Source organism: Curtobacterium sp. MCBA15_005, from assembly GCF_001864855.1.
Lineage (GTDB): Bacteria > Actinomycetota > Actinomycetes > Actinomycetales > Microbacteriaceae > Curtobacterium > Curtobacterium flaccumfaciens.
The window spans coordinates 2,966-15,355 of record NZ_MJGL01000005.1 but is presented as its reverse complement, the minus strand read 5'-3'; the positions used below and the strand labels follow the sequence as shown (position 1 = coordinate 15,355).

Here is a 12,390-nt window from a genome sequence, read left to right as displayed (position 1 = left end):
GGACTGGAGGCCCGGTGCCAGCTGGCACCGTCCCTCCAGTCCGTCACGTGCCGCGCGCGATGAGCTGCTCATGGTGCAGCTGGAGTCGCCGTCCGCACCGCTGTGCAACGCGCTCACTGTGGGTGACGATCACGAACTTGCTTCCTGCTTGCTGCAGCCGGTCGAAGAGGGCGAGCACGTCGTCTTCGGTCGTCTCGTCCAGTGCGCCGGTGGGCTCATCGGCGAGGACGACGGCTGGGCGCTTCGCGATGGCCCGAGCGATCGCGACGCGCTGCGCTGGTTCGAACGCGCTCCGCGCTCCGCGCACGCTCGAGATCGTCGAGCGTCGCGGTCACCCACGCACTCTGACCCGTCCGGAGGTCATTGCCTTCCGCGGCGATGACACGTCGGCGAGCGTCGAACACCCCGATCAAGACCGTCAACAGCATGGCCAGCAGGAGCAGGCCCGCGATTGCCGTGATCTGTCGCTTCGTCACGTCGTTCCCCTCACGCAGCAGCAGGTGCGCTGAAGCTAGCCGTTAACAGGTCAGACGCAGATCGATCTGTCGAGCAAACGTGACCTCCGTCGCAACCCTCCTGCGGACGCCTGCCCGGGGATCTGCAGCGCGACCCGGAAGGACGGGAGGCCCGGTGCCAGCTGGCACCGGGCCTCCCGTCCGTCAGTCGCCCCTGTCAGGTGACCGCCCAGGTGGGCTCAGGCACGCGCTCGGCGTCGCAGGCTCCCGTCGGGGTCTCTTCGGAGATGAGCAGATCGATCGCGATGACACCGGTCGTGGTCGAACAGCCCCTGCTTCACGGCCGGATCGGACAGGAGTGCAGCCTGCTGCTGGATCGCCGCAGAAGCGTCGTTCTGCTTCAGGCGCCTTCCATCCGAAGGGCCGTGCTGGTGCCGTGACGCTCATCGCTCATCCGAGCGATGTCCTCGTCTGAACGAGGTGCTCTCCCGATCGACCGCACCGGTCTCGGACCTCGATCCGGCCGGTCAGAGCTTGACGGGGAAGGTGGCGAGCAGGGCGACGCCGGCGAGCGCGCCAGCGACGGCTGTGATCAACAGGACGTCTCGCAGTCGCTCGCGCAGTTCCCGTTGGGACAGGGCCGTGAGGAACAGGACGAGGGCGAAGAGGACGGTGAGGATGGAGTAGTTGTCCGCACGCTGGTTCATCTCGAGCGCCCGGGTGAAGCGTCCGTCAGCCCGCTCGGCGAGTGCGGCAGCGGTGGCGGTGCCTTCGGGGAAGTAGGACCGCTCGGCGAACGGTCCGGCCGCTGCTTTCCCGTCTGTCTGCCATGCCTCGAACGCGGTCCGGAGCTCCGGGGTGAACCGTTGCTCGACGTAGTCCCTGAGCACCGTGTCGTTGCGTGCATCAGCGAGGACCCACTGCACCCAGATCGTGAGGTCCCACTGCCGGGCGTCGCGCGCTTCAGAGGTCGCATCGGCGGCTTGCACCCGAGCGCTCGAGGCCTGGCTGAACGCGATCGACATCTCGCCGCTCCACTTCGATGCCTGGAACCCGCACCAGGCGGTGAGGACCGCGGTGATCGAGAGGATGAGGACGGTGATGAGCTCGCGGTTCGAGCGCCAACGTGTCCGGCGATCGGACTGCTCTGTACTGCTCATGCCTTCTGCTCCCGGCCGTCGGTCCGTTGAACGGACCACCACCTTCGTCGTGATGGGGGAGGCGCCCATCGCCCGGAGCGGGTGAACTCGGCGAGGACCTGGAGCGCAACCGCTGACGGACTGGAGGCACGGTGCCAGCTGGCGCCGCGCCTCCAGTCCGGCCGTCACCCCGCTGGGGCGGGGCGCCGGTACCGGCTGGTCATCTCGAGAAGCCGCGGATCCGCGCCAGTGTCACTCGGTGGGTCGCAGGCGACGCCGGCGACGCAGCACCAGCGTCCCGGTACCGGCCATCAGGAGCAGTGTCGCGAGCAACGCCGGTCCGACAGGCGACTCCGCTCCGGTCGCGGCCAGCGTTCCCGTCGCCGTCGCCGGGGTCGTCGGTGTGCCGGCACCCTGGGTCGCCGGTGTCACGGTCGGGGTCGGCGCGGGCTCCGCGGTGGGCGTCGCGGTCGGTCCTGGCGTGGCTGCAGCGATCAGCGGGCTCTCGGTCATCGCCGTGCCGGTCAGGCAGTGCTTGAGCTCGGTCTCCTTCACCCAGTTCGACCCTGCGGCGACTGCACGGCAACCGGAGGCGAACGCGATCTCCCGCTCGTTGTAGAGCATGCGCACGAGCGGTGTGTAGGCCCTTCCGGTAGCCGGGTCGATGCCTGCTCGTGCCACGACGTCCCACTGCACGTTCGCCGCCATCGGCGTCACCTGGGAGCCTCGCCACGGGTTGGTGGCGTCGTCGTAGACGTCGGCGTCCGAGGTCGGAGCAGCGTTGTCGGGCGCGGCGACGGTGGATCCGGGCAGACGCAGCAGCGCAGCGAACGGGATGATCGTCTCGGCGTGCGCGAAGCGGAAGGTCGCGACCACGTCACCACCAGCGACGCGGGCGTCGATCGTGGCGAAGAAGTCGTCGAGCAGGGGCTCGGCGATCGAGTAGGTCTCGTCGTGCCCGGCGAGGCTCGGGCCCTTCTCGTAGAAGTCCTCGGCGTCGAGCAGGTACGCGAACCACTCGGCATCGGCCGGCCGGCCAGCGAAGTACTGGGCGAAGTCGAACGCGTGCGGAGCGACGTTCTCCTGTTGCATGTCGGCCGCGATGATGTACAGGTTGTACAGCGACATCGCCGCATCGACGGTGCTCTTGATCGACTTCTTCGGGTCGCCGCAGGCATCGGGATCGGCCTTGGTGTCGGCGCCGGGCGCACACGCCACCGGGCCGCCCTTGGAGCCGTCGGCGGTGTTGTACCAGACGTGCGCCTTGTCCGTGCCGATCGCGGCGATGAACCCGGGCGTGAAGATGCCGGAGAGCAGGTCCTGCGCCGCCTCGACCGATCGCGGTTTCGCCTCGATGTACTGCAAGGCCGCCGCGATCGTGCCGCCGTCACCGGTCTGTGCGGCGACGTAGTCCTGGTACGCCTGGGCGCGCTGGCGCTCGGGCGATCCCTCGGCCTTGTCGGTGCCGTCCGGGTTCTCGACGTCGTGGAAGTAGAGCAGGTCAGGGCGCGGTTCGAGCTTGACACCCGGGGCCCCGAAGCCCCGCAAGAAGTTCTCGCCCGACTCCGTGGCGCGAGACTCGCCCGACGTCTCGGCGACCACTCGCCCGCCCGTCTTCGCCGCAGCTGCGAACAGCTGCTTGTTGCGCTGCGCGGCTCGCGCCCCGATGCCCTGGTGCTGGGCGGCGCCCTGACCGGTGAGCATGCCGTAACCGTTCGCGACGTTCGCCGCGGTGATGGCATCGAGGTTCGCGGAGAACTCCTTCCCGATCTCCGGCGTCAGGAACCCGTTCTCGGCCTGCGCGGTCGCGGCGAGACGGTGCAGCAGCGCGTCGTACTTGTACGCGGAGAGCCCCCGGGATCCGTGGCGGGCGACCGACTCCGTGGCGACGGGTGCGTAGCCCGTCGGTGCCGACGAGTAGGCGTCGATGTCCGACTGGGTGGGGGCGATGTACGGCTGCTTGCTGCTGTAGAAGCTGGCCTCGGCGGCGTGTGCCGGTGCTCCGAGCATCAGCGAGGCGAGGGCAGCGACGGCGATGCAGGACAGTGCGGTGCGGGTGTTCATGGAGCCTCCGGTATCGGGACCTCGGGCGGCGGTCCGACAAGCAGAGGTAGCGGCAGCGGGTGAACAGCCCTTGACCTGGGGGTGACCGGACGGTGCTGCCGGGCACGGCGGCGCGCGTGCGATGCGACGACAGGAGCGCAGGCCCTGGACGCGTGCCGCTGACGGACTGGAGGCCCGGTGCCAGCTGGCACCGGGCCTCCAGTCCGTCAGATGCGGGCCACCGAGACCTGCCTAGCTGTGCCCGGATCGTCGGGTCAGCTTCGAGCTGACGACGCCGTAGAGCAGCCAGGCGACGACAACGACGAGTGCGACCGTGCCGTACATCGCTGGCAGGGCGCCCTGCACCAAGAACGGCACGAGCAAGAGACTGACCAGGCCGAGGACGGCCAAGGTGATCTTGTAGCTGCGAGGAGACATCAGACCTTCCTTCCTTGCACTGGCTGGCGCCCTTGTCGAGGACGAACGGGTTCCACCCCGAGAGCGGGGTTCCGGAGAGCCCGTACCCATCATCGGATGGTGACGACGAGCTTGCCTGACCGGGTCCCGTCCTCCATGTCGCGGTGGGCCTGCACGATCCCCTCGAGCGGGTACACCTTCGCGATCGGGACCTGCACGGTGCCGGCTGCGACGGTGTCGAGGAACGCCTGCAGCACCGATGCCGGCAGGTCGCTCGCTTCGCCGGAGTACGCGGTGAGGCGCACCCCGTTGGGGATCACCGCCATCGGGTAGAAGTCGGGGATGGTCCAGACGTCGGAGAGCATCCCGCTGAACGACACGGTGCCGTGGACGGCTGTCGCCCGGAGCGTGTCGGGCAGCGTGTCGGTGCCGATCAACTCGACCGCTCCGTTGACGCCGTCCGGCACGATTCGACGGACCGCGTCGGCGATCATGCCCGAGTCCACCACGACGTGGTCCGCACCAGTGGCGTGCAGTCGCTCGGTGCGGTCCGGGTTGCGCGTGGTGGCGATGACGGTCATGCCCTGCTGCTTCGCCAGCACGATGCACGCCAGGCCGATCGACGAAGTGCCACCGCGGATCAGGATCGTGTCGCCCCGGCGGGCACCGACGCCCACGGTGAGCGACCCGTGTGCGGTCTGCAGCATCTCGGGGACGGCGCCGAGCACGGACCAGTCGAGGCCGCTCCGGAACGGCACGACGCTGCTGGCCGGAACGACGGTGTACTCGGCGTAGCCCCCGTCGAAGTCGCGACCCATCCCGCCCATCAGCCCGGCTACTTGGGTACCGGCGGGGAACTCTCCACCTGGGGCTGCCTCCACGGTCCCGACGGCTTCGATCCCGGGCACCCGTGGGAAGGTCCCGAAATGGCCCATGCCGCGGCGGAAGTGCAGCTCGGACCGGTTGAGCCCGAACGCTTCTACACGGATCAGCACCTGGCCCGGGCCTGGGATCGGGATCGGCAGCTCACGGAGGTGCAACACGTCGGGCCCACCGGGTGCGTCGATCACGACGGCCCGCATGGTGGCCGTCATCGCCTTGCCTCCAACGTCGACTGCAGGCGCTCGAGTGCCGCGACACCATCCGCGATCGCCGCGGCATCGGCATCCGAGAGCACGGCGTCCAGCGCTTGGTCGAACCGCTCGTCCGCGAGGGCGAAGGCGTCTCTCCCCTGGGGTGAGAGCACACTGCGGACGCTGCGCCGATCGTCCGGGTCCGTCGCACGCTCGAGGAAGCCATCGGCGGCGAGCCGGTCGAGCAAACGGCTGGCTGCAGCGATCGACGTCCCGACGCCGGTCGCGACGTCCTGCACCCGGGCGCCCGATGGGGCTGCCTGGACGATCCGCAACACTTCCAGTCGGGCCAGGCTCAGCACACCCTCGCCCCGCATCCGCTTCTCGACCGCGTTCCACACGTCGGTCTCGTGCCGCACCAGCGCGGCGAAGTACTCGTGCAGACGCGCCGCTCGCCCAGTCCGGTCATCCGGGGCGTCGATTCCAGGGAGGGGGGCGAGGTCCGTGCTCATGCTTCGACTCTACGGCATCTACTTGCTATGTAAAGTAGTTGTCCATGACCACAGACACACGCCTCTCGTTCCTGCGATTCGTCGAATTCATCAACAGCGCCGACCCGTCCATCGGTGAGACGGTCATCGCACCGGAAGCGGCGTTCTTGACGCCGTTCTCGCCCGAGCCGCTGCGCGGGCTGCCGGGGTACCTGCAGATCCTGACGATCATGCGGGGCGCGTTCTCTGACATCCAGTGGAGCATCGACCGGATCGTCGTCGAGGGCGACACGGTCGCAGCACGTTTCGAACTCCGCGGCACGCACGACGGCGAGTTCCTCGGTGTCCCCGCTACGGGGAGGACGGTGGTCGCGAACGCGAGCAACTTCTATCGTTTCGACGAGGGACTGATCGTCGACGAGGTCGGCCAGCCTGACGTGCTCAGCATCCTCGGGCAGATCGGGGCGCTCCCGCCGGCACTCGGCTGAACGGTCACCGTTGAACGCCCTCGAGGACCCACCCGTTGTCGCAGATGCGCATCGGGGGGAGTGAGTGACCTGGAACCGTGGATGCTGCTCGGGTTCGGCGAGGACGTGCCCTGATCGCCACGGTGATGCGCGCGCAGCCTCGGGCGGCAGCGGCGTCCGTTGGCAAGGTGCATGGATGCAGACCGAGGACGCTTGGCAGATCGCAACCCATTTCCGTCACCGACGCTGTTCGCGGTGTCACTCGAGACCAGCGGGCCGAATGGCCCGGGGATCCTGCGGCTGTTCGGCCCAGACCTCAACACAAAAGGGCAGCGAGCTCGAACCTGGCTCGCTCGCGGCGAAACGAAAGGAGTTCGGTGAGTTCTCCAGTCGAGGCGGCACCGCGGTCGAGTGATCGGGCGTGACCTGCGGTCACCGTCGGGCGAGGAGGAACGCCGCCGTCGACGGACTAGAGGTGGCCCGGCACGTGCGTCGCTCCGATACCGCGCGCGGTTCGTAGGGAGTTGGGTGGGAGGATGCAATCCCGCGTTCCGCCTCGTGTGCTCGGCCTTGCGTTCGGCCTCGGGGCTCTGGTCGCGGGGCTCGTGATCGCGCTCCTCGGTGCGGGCGTCCAGTACGTCGGGCTCGTGGCCGGAGGGCTGGTCATCGCGACGATGGGGTTGCTGGCTGCGAGCGTCGGAGCGATCGGCTTCGCACTCCACGGGTCTGCCCGATCCGAGCGTGACCGGTCGAAGCGAACCTGAGACGCTGGCAGGCTCATTCGGTGGTCGATCCGTTACCGAACGGCGATCGTCCTGAGTGGTGAGCACAACGCCACGACGACGGCGCCGGCGAACGAGACCGTTCCCCCGACGCGTCCCTGTCTGGGTGGCCGATCGGCCAGCGAGACCCCCGGTGGTCGGCCGGGAAACCTCGACGGCGTCTACCCGCGGAGCCGGTCCGCGGCATCCGACGCGGCACCGACCATGCGGCGGATGAACGCGGCGTGGTGCTCGAGCTCTGCTGCAGGCACCTCTTGCAGGGCGGCAGCGATCTCGGCGGTCGACCGCTCCGTGAACGCCCGCGCGCGTTCCCGCGCAGCCGGTGTCGGACGGAGCGTCACCCGGCGCCGGTCGGTGTGCTCGCGGCTGCGTGCGAGCAGACCGGCCGCTTCCAAGCGGTTCAGCAGCACCGTCACGGAGCCGGAGGTCATGCCGATCCGCTGCCCGAGCCGTGCGGGCGACAGCGGGTCCCCGGACGAGTCGGCCCAGAGCACCTGTCCGAGGGCGTTCGCGTCCGTGGTCGGCAGGTCGAGCCACGAGGACATCAGCTGATTGAGCTCGGCGAACGCCACGGCCCACGTCTGGAGCGCTTCCATCACCTCGACCTGGGGTGCGTCCCACTCCATCTCGAACACGTCGTCCATCTGATTCCTTTACTGTGTAGTATCTTTACTGTAAAGCTCGCAACGGAGGAACACCATGGCAAACCGCACCGCTGTCATCTCAGGAGCCAGTATCGCTGGCCTGTCGACCGCCTACTGGCTCCGCCGGACCGGATGGGACGTGACCGTCATCGAACGCGCCGCTGCGTTCCGTGACGGCGGACAGAACGTCGATGTTCGAGGCGTCGCGCGCGACGTGCTCCGCAAGATGGGCTTGTTCGACGCCGTGAAGGCACGGAACACCACCGAGACGGGTACCGTCCTCGTCGACGGGCGAGGGGCCGTCACCGCCGAACTGCCCTCCGACGGGGCCGGCGGTGCGACAGCGGAACTCGAGATCCTGCGCGGCGACCTCGCTCGGACGATCCTCGACAACCTGCCGCCCGGCGTCTCCTTCGTCTACGGGGACACCGTGTCGGACGTCGATGACGACGCTGCGGGAGTCACCGTGACGACCGCGAAGGGGCAGCGCCTCCGCGCGGACCTGTTCGTGATCGCCGAGGGTGTGCGGTCCCGGAGCCGTGCGATGGTCTTCGACGAGGACGACGTCGACCAGCGCGACCTCGACGTCACCATGGTCTTCGGGACCATCCCGCGGACCGACGGCGATGACGACCGGTGGCGGTGGCACAACGCCGTCCGCGGACGCCAGGTCCACCTGCGACCCGACCCGTACGGCACCACGCGCGCGATCCTCGCCTACTCTCCCGGGGACGACGTCATCGGTCTGACTCGTGAGCAGACACTGGCGGCGGTGCGGCGCAGGTACGACGGAGTCGGGTGGGAGGCGCCGCGGGTCCTGGACGCGCTCGACACGTCCCCGGACGTCTACATCGACCAGCTCCAGCAGATCCGGATGCGGACCTGGCACCGCGGCCACGTCGTGATGGCCGGTGACGCCGGATGGTGCGTCACGCCGATGGGTGGCGGCGGTGCCTCGCTCGCGCTCACCGCCGGGTACGTGCTGGCCGCAGAGCTCGCAGACGCGACGAAGGACCAGGAGGCAGCGCTGACCGCGTACGAGAAGTGGATGCGCCCGCTGGTCGATGATGTGCAGGACCTCCCTCGCGGACTCAAGGCCCTGGCGTACCCGCAGTCCCGACTCGCGCTCGCGCTCCGCGGGCTCCTGAACAAGGTGCTGATGTCACGGCCGCTCCGACCAGTCGCCATGAAGCTCACCCAGGTCGCCGAGACCGATCGCGAGTTGCCGGTCCTCCTCGATCGCTGAGTCCTCAGCGCGGGACGGGGCGCGCTCACCGCGCGTGACGTGCGGCAAGCTGGGGAATGGCCGACACAGCCCCTGGGACCGTCCACTTCCACCAGAAGCACCACGAAGCGATCGTCCGCGGCGAGAAGGTCACCACCGTGCGGTGGAACGAGTCCGTGCAGGTCGGCGAGGCGATGTTCGTCTTCGACGATCACCCGACCGCCGAACCGGTGGCCGGCACGATCACCGCCGTGCACCGGTACCGGCTCGACACCCTCACGGCAGAACAGGCGCATCAGCCGCCGGAGACGGACATGCGGCGCTTCGGCCAGCAGCTCCGTGAGAACTACTACCCCGAGATGCCGGACGATGCGGTCGTCGAGGTGGCCGAACTCACGACCGGGCCGTCTCAGTAGTCGCAGCCCGACCTCGACGTGGTGACGCGTGAGTTCACGCTCGTCGGGGTGAACCCCGCCCTCGACCAGTTCGCGGAGCTGGCCGACGAGCTGCGGGTCCGTGCTGAAGAGCAGACAGCACGACACGGCCGCACGCTGGCGGACGTGCCGAAGGCTGCGTGAAGCCCGGCTCCTACGAGGCGAGCATCTGCGCCACCACGGCGTACAGCTCCTCGGGGCGGCCGGCGAGCATCTGCTTGATCAACGCGGTCTGCTCGTCGACGACGACCTCGTAGTCGCCGCGCTCGACCCCGTCCAGGGTCGCGCGCGCCACGTCCGCCGGGTCGGTCTTGGCCATCGAGATCCCCGCGGTCATGTCGGTGTCGGCCACTCCGAGGTGCACGGACATCACCGTGGTTCCTTGGCCGGCCAGCTCGTGACGCAACGCGTTGCCCATGTTCCACAGGGCGGCCTTCGACACCGCGTAGGCGGAGGCTCCGGGCATGGCGAGCCACGAGGCACCCGAGGCGATGTTCACGATGCCCCCACCGCCGTTCGCCGCCAGGACCGGCGCGAACGCGCGGATCACGGACAGGGTGCCCCAGACGTTCGTGTCCATGTCGGCGTGCGCTGCATCGAGATCGCCCAGCAGGGTCGCCGTGGTCGCGATCCCGGCGTTGTTGATCAACAGATCGACGTCGGTGGCGACCGCGGCGGCCGCTGCGACCGACGAGGGGGAGGTGATGTCGAGGGCGAGGCGCTCGACGCCCTCGAGGTCGATCAGTTCAGGGCGTCGGGCGGTGGCGTAGACCTTCGCCCCGCGTGCGATCAGCTGTGCGGCGAGGTGGCGTCCGATACCGCGGTTCGTGCCGGTGACGAGGGCAGTGGCTCCAGAGAGGTTCATGCCGCTACGGTAGAACCTGACGTCAACGTGAGAATCAAGCCCGAGGGACAGAACGATGCGGATCGGTGAACTCGCAGAACGGGCCGGCGTCAGCGTCCGGTCGCTGCGGTACTACGAGGAACAGGGCCTCCTCGAGTCCGAGCGGACCACGGGCGGACACCGGGAGTACCGCGAGCCCGATGTCGCGCGGGTGCGCTTCATGCAGATGCTCTACGCGGCGGGCATGCCGAGTCGTCGGATCGTCGAGATCCTGCCCTTCCTCGACACCGGGGTCGCGACGCGGACGATGCTCGACCACTTCGACGAGGAGAGCGATCGCATCCGACGCCAGATCGAGGCCCTCGGTGCCACCCACGACCGCCTCGCGCGGCTCCGCGACATCGCGGCGGAGTCCGTCGCGGGGCGGCCGCCGGAGGAGTGCCGCTCGTCGGCGAACGCCGCCGCCGCCTGAGCACCCCCGACTAGCTGGCGGCGGGCCTGCTGAACAGGTTGACGACGTTGCCGTCCGGGTCGCGGACCAGTGCGGAGCGGTTGCCCCACGGCATCGTGGTCGGTTCGAGGACGACGTCGTCGCTGCTGAGCTGCAGTCCGGCGAACTCGCCGTCGACGTCGGCGACCTCGAACTCGATGAGCACGGAACGGTTCGTCGCGGGCGTCAGCGCGCCGCCGAGCATGGCGACCGTGGCGGTGCTGGCGATCGCGAGGGTCCCACCCGTGCCGCTGAACTGCGCGAAGACCGGTGCGGGGCGCTCGGCCGGCTGGCCGGTGATCCGCTTGTAGAAGGCGACCATGCCTTCGAGGTCGTCGGTGATGATGCGGACGGATGCGAACGACATGGGGTTCCTCACGGTGGTGCTGCTGACTCGGAGCGACCAGCTTCACCGGCCGTCGCGACACCGTCCTGTCGGTGTTTCCGGAAACCGACGGCGCAGCTACCCGTCGAGGACCGGCCGGAGTCGTCCGTACTGGATCGCGAGGTCCTCGGATCGCAGGACGCGCTGCGCGGGCCGCTCGTCGGTGACCTCGACGGACAGCATCCGGTCGCCCCGGAACGCCCGCACTCCGACGCGCATCCGGCACCAGGCGATCAGGTACCACTGACCGTCCTTCCCGATCGACCCCAGCGGTTCGACGTCCCGGACGGACTCCGCTCCGTCGGCGTCCCGGTACCGGAGTCGCACGACTCGATCCGCGCGCAGGGCCGCCGCGAACTCGGCCGGGACGACCGTGTCCTCGTCGTCCTCCAGGAAGTGCACCCGGGAGGCCAACGCGCTGGCTCGTGCGGCATCCCCGGCGGGCATCACCGCGAGCGTCTTCCTGGCCGCGGTGTGCGCCGCGTGCCGGAACGGACTGCGCCCCAGCGAGCCGAGCCCGATCAGCACCGCGAGGGCTTCATCCGGCGTGAAGCCCGCCGGACCGAGCGTCGCGGACGCGTCGATGACGTACCCACCCGTCCGGCCGGGCTCCGCCCAGATGGGCACACCCGACTGCTGCAACGCGGAGATGTCCCGTTCGATGGTCCGGACCGACACCTCGAACCGCTCCGAGAGACGACGCGCGCTCCGCGGTTGCGGGGAGACGGCGCGCAACTCCTCCACGAGGCCGTAGAGCCGATCGGTGCGATTCACCTGGCCATCTTCGCTGTCGTGCCGAGGGTTCCGTCAGATCCACGCCGTCTCGTCTGCCACGTGCTCGTGGGGCTCGCATCCGTCCGCCTAGGCTGCGGGGGTGTCTGCAGCCCTGACCGTCGAACTCCTCCGGACGTTCGGCGTTGCGATCGAACGCGGGTTGTCCGAACGGGAACTGGCCCGGGCCGAGCGTCGGTACGGCGTCCGGTTCGGCGCGGACCACCGAGCCCTGCTCTCCCTCGCAGTGCCGAGCGGGGACGGCTGGTTCGACTGGCGCGCTCGGAACGACGAACGGCTGCGACGGGCGATCCGGTGGCCGGTCGAGGGCGTCCTGTTCGACGTCCGTCACGACGCCTTCTGGCCCGGGTCGTGGGGCGAGCGACCCAGCGATGAGTCGCAGCGTCTCGAGGTGGCCGAGCGGCACCTGCTGCAGTGGCCGCAGCTGGTGCCGTTGTACTCGCACCGCTACCTGCCTGCCGCGCCGGTCGGCAGCGGGGCGCCCGTCTTCTCGGTGTACCAGACGGACGTGGTCATCTACGGCGATGATCTCGTCGACTACGTCAAGCGAGAGTTCCGGCCGGATCGTACCGAGCGGGAGACCAGCGTCGGGATGCACGACCTGGAGCCGTGGACGCTGCTCGCCTTCGGCGAGGACGTCCCCTGAACACAACGAGCGGATCCGGCTGCCGGCGCTTCTGAACGCAACGGCTGACGGACTGGAGGCACG

General features: G+C 69.2%; 18 protein-coding genes. 8 read left to right on the top strand and 10 right to left on the bottom strand.

Going from position 1 to position 12,390, the window contains the following annotated elements; translation table 11 throughout:
* Nucleotides 1–43: 43 nt before the first annotated feature.
* Nucleotides 44–178 (bottom strand): hypothetical protein, encoded by a 135-nt coding sequence (locus BIU89_RS19015; RefSeq protein ID WP_302847405.1) that lies wholly within the window; start codon nucleotides 176–178, stop codon nucleotides 44–46.
* 70 nt (nucleotides 179–248) lie between these two features.
* On the opposite strand from BIU89_RS19015, the gene BIU89_RS18390 reads away from it, so the two are divergent.
* Nucleotides 249–509: a hypothetical protein gene (locus BIU89_RS18390; RefSeq protein ID WP_175474968.1), complete on the top strand. Its 261-nt coding sequence runs from the start codon at nucleotides 249–251 to the stop codon at nucleotides 507–509.
* A 473-nt stretch (nucleotides 510–982) separates the two neighbouring features.
* Here BIU89_RS18390 and BIU89_RS04840 read toward each other — a convergent pair whose 3' ends face one another.
* From BIU89_RS04840 to BIU89_RS04820, 5 genes are all read right to left on the bottom strand, one after another.
* Entirely contained in the window at nucleotides 983–1,615 is a 633-nt protein-coding gene (locus BIU89_RS04840; RefSeq protein ID WP_071244973.1) for a hypothetical protein, read from the bottom strand.
* Between the two features lie 231 nt (nucleotides 1,616–1,846).
* Nucleotides 1,847–3,658, bottom strand: coding sequence for a histidine-type phosphatase (locus BIU89_RS04835; protein ID WP_071244972.1), 1,812 nt, complete (start codon nucleotides 3,656–3,658; stop codon nucleotides 1,847–1,849).
* A gap of 231 nt (nucleotides 3,659–3,889) precedes the next feature.
* Nucleotides 3,890–4,075, bottom strand: a complete 186-nt coding sequence (locus BIU89_RS04830) for a hypothetical protein (protein WP_071244971.1) — start codon at nucleotides 4,073–4,075, stop codon at nucleotides 3,890–3,892.
* Nucleotides 4,076–4,164: 89 nt separating this feature from the next.
* On the bottom strand, nucleotides 4,165–5,148 hold the full coding sequence (locus BIU89_RS04825; protein WP_071244970.1) for a zinc-binding alcohol dehydrogenase family protein: 984 nt from the start codon (nucleotides 5,146–5,148) through the stop codon (nucleotides 4,165–4,167).
* Nucleotides 5,145–5,639: a MarR family transcriptional regulator gene (locus BIU89_RS04820; RefSeq protein ID WP_071244969.1), complete on the bottom strand. Its 495-nt coding sequence runs from the start codon at nucleotides 5,637–5,639 to the stop codon at nucleotides 5,145–5,147. The genes BIU89_RS04825 and BIU89_RS04820 overlap by 4 nt, the downstream gene beginning before the upstream one ends.
* A 44-nt stretch (nucleotides 5,640–5,683) precedes the next feature.
* Here BIU89_RS04820 and BIU89_RS04815 point away from each other — a divergent pair, with 44 nt between their 5' ends.
* A complete protein-coding gene (locus tag BIU89_RS04815; RefSeq protein ID WP_071244968.1) occupies nucleotides 5,684–6,106 on the top strand; it encodes an ester cyclase in 423 nt (140 codons plus the stop codon).
* Between the two features lie 515 nt (nucleotides 6,107–6,621).
* Nucleotides 6,622–6,849, top strand: a complete 228-nt coding sequence (locus BIU89_RS04810; protein ID WP_139178792.1) for a hypothetical protein — start codon at nucleotides 6,622–6,624, stop codon at nucleotides 6,847–6,849.
* A gap of 179 nt (nucleotides 6,850–7,028) precedes the next feature.
* Here BIU89_RS04810 and BIU89_RS04805 read toward each other — a convergent pair whose 3' ends face one another.
* The gene (locus BIU89_RS04805) at nucleotides 7,029–7,511 is read right to left on the bottom strand and encodes a MarR family winged helix-turn-helix transcriptional regulator (RefSeq protein ID WP_027464797.1); all 483 of its coding nucleotides are present in this window, start codon (nucleotides 7,509–7,511) and stop codon (nucleotides 7,029–7,031) included.
* Between the two features lie 55 nt (nucleotides 7,512–7,566).
* On the opposite strand from BIU89_RS04805, the gene BIU89_RS04800 reads away from it, so the two are divergent.
* From BIU89_RS04800 to BIU89_RS17985, 3 genes are read left to right on the top strand one after another with little or no spacing between them, the layout of a single operon-like run.
* Nucleotides 7,567–8,757 (top strand): FAD-dependent monooxygenase, encoded by a 1,191-nt coding sequence (locus BIU89_RS04800; RefSeq protein WP_071244966.1) that lies wholly within the window; start codon nucleotides 7,567–7,569, stop codon nucleotides 8,755–8,757.
* A gap of 56 nt (nucleotides 8,758–8,813) precedes the next feature.
* Complete coding sequence (locus tag BIU89_RS04795) at nucleotides 8,814–9,152, top strand: ASCH domain-containing protein (protein ID WP_071244965.1); 339 nt, start codon at nucleotides 8,814–8,816, stop codon at nucleotides 9,150–9,152.
* 21 nt (nucleotides 9,153–9,173) lie between these two features.
* On the top strand, nucleotides 9,174–9,314 hold the full coding sequence (locus BIU89_RS17985; RefSeq protein WP_217642814.1) for a hypothetical protein: 141 nt from the start codon (nucleotides 9,174–9,176) through the stop codon (nucleotides 9,312–9,314).
* Between the two features lie 10 nt (nucleotides 9,315–9,324).
* Here the strand turns inward: BIU89_RS17985 and BIU89_RS04790 are convergent, their stop codons facing one another.
* On the bottom strand, nucleotides 9,325–10,035 hold the full coding sequence (locus BIU89_RS04790; protein ID WP_071244964.1) for an SDR family oxidoreductase: 711 nt from the start codon (nucleotides 10,033–10,035) through the stop codon (nucleotides 9,325–9,327).
* Between the two features lie 55 nt (nucleotides 10,036–10,090).
* On the opposite strand from BIU89_RS04790, the gene BIU89_RS04785 reads away from it, so the two are divergent.
* Complete coding sequence (locus tag BIU89_RS04785; protein ID WP_027464801.1) at nucleotides 10,091–10,486, top strand: MerR family transcriptional regulator; 396 nt, start codon at nucleotides 10,091–10,093, stop codon at nucleotides 10,484–10,486.
* Between the two features lie 10 nt (nucleotides 10,487–10,496).
* Here the strand turns inward: BIU89_RS04785 and BIU89_RS04780 are convergent, their stop codons facing one another.
* Nucleotides 10,497–10,871, bottom strand: coding sequence for a VOC family protein (locus tag BIU89_RS04780; protein ID WP_071244963.1), 375 nt, complete (start codon nucleotides 10,869–10,871; stop codon nucleotides 10,497–10,499).
* 96 nt (nucleotides 10,872–10,967) lie between these two features.
* Nucleotides 10,968–11,663: a helix-turn-helix transcriptional regulator gene (locus tag BIU89_RS04775; RefSeq protein ID WP_071244962.1), complete on the bottom strand. Its 696-nt coding sequence runs from the start codon at nucleotides 11,661–11,663 to the stop codon at nucleotides 10,968–10,970.
* A gap of 100 nt (nucleotides 11,664–11,763) precedes the next feature.
* Between BIU89_RS04775 and BIU89_RS04770 the strand changes: the two genes are divergently transcribed.
* A complete protein-coding gene (locus BIU89_RS04770; RefSeq protein WP_071244961.1) occupies nucleotides 11,764–12,327 on the top strand; it encodes a hypothetical protein in 564 nt (187 codons plus the stop codon).
* Nucleotides 12,328–12,390 lie beyond the last annotated feature (63 nt).

What these genes read in the sequence shown, in the direction of transcription:
- BIU89_RS04780 (WP_071244963.1), bottom strand. Translation starts at nt 10,871, where the DNA reads ATGTCGTTCGCATCCGTCCGCATCATCACCGACGACCTCGAAGGCATG.
- BIU89_RS04810 (WP_139178792.1), top strand. Translation starts at nt 6,622, where the DNA reads ATGCAATCCCGCGTTCCGCCTCGTGTGCTCGGCCTTGCGTTCGGCCTC.
- BIU89_RS04815 (WP_071244968.1), top strand. Translation starts at nt 5,684, where the DNA reads ATGACCACAGACACACGCCTCTCGTTCCTGCGATTCGTCGAATTCATC.
- BIU89_RS04840 (WP_071244973.1), bottom strand. Translation starts at nt 1,615, where the DNA reads ATGAGCAGTACAGAGCAGTCCGATCGCCGGACACGTTGGCGCTCGAAC.
- BIU89_RS04825 (WP_071244970.1), bottom strand. Translation starts at nt 5,148, where the DNA reads ATGACGGCCACCATGCGGGCCGTCGTGATCGACGCACCCGGTGGGCCC.
- BIU89_RS18390 (WP_175474968.1), top strand. Translation starts at nt 249, where the DNA reads ATGGCCCGAGCGATCGCGACGCGCTGCGCTGGTTCGAACGCGCTCCGC.
- BIU89_RS04785 (WP_027464801.1), top strand. Translation starts at nt 10,091, where the DNA reads ATGCGGATCGGTGAACTCGCAGAACGGGCCGGCGTCAGCGTCCGGTCG.
- BIU89_RS04795 (WP_071244965.1), top strand. Translation starts at nt 8,814, where the DNA reads ATGGCCGACACAGCCCCTGGGACCGTCCACTTCCACCAGAAGCACCAC.
- BIU89_RS04790 (WP_071244964.1), bottom strand. Translation starts at nt 10,035, where the DNA reads ATGAACCTCTCTGGAGCCACTGCCCTCGTCACCGGCACGAACCGCGGT.
- BIU89_RS04820 (WP_071244969.1), bottom strand. Translation starts at nt 5,639, where the DNA reads ATGAGCACGGACCTCGCCCCCCTCCCTGGAATCGACGCCCCGGATGAC.
- BIU89_RS04800 (WP_071244966.1), top strand. Translation starts at nt 7,567, where the DNA reads ATGGCAAACCGCACCGCTGTCATCTCAGGAGCCAGTATCGCTGGCCTG.
- BIU89_RS04805 (WP_027464797.1), bottom strand. Translation starts at nt 7,511, where the DNA reads ATGGACGACGTGTTCGAGATGGAGTGGGACGCACCCCAGGTCGAGGTG.
- BIU89_RS04835 (WP_071244972.1), bottom strand. Translation starts at nt 3,658, where the DNA reads ATGAACACCCGCACCGCACTGTCCTGCATCGCCGTCGCTGCCCTCGCC.
- BIU89_RS04830 (WP_071244971.1), bottom strand. Translation starts at nt 4,075, where the DNA reads ATGTCTCCTCGCAGCTACAAGATCACCTTGGCCGTCCTCGGCCTGGTC.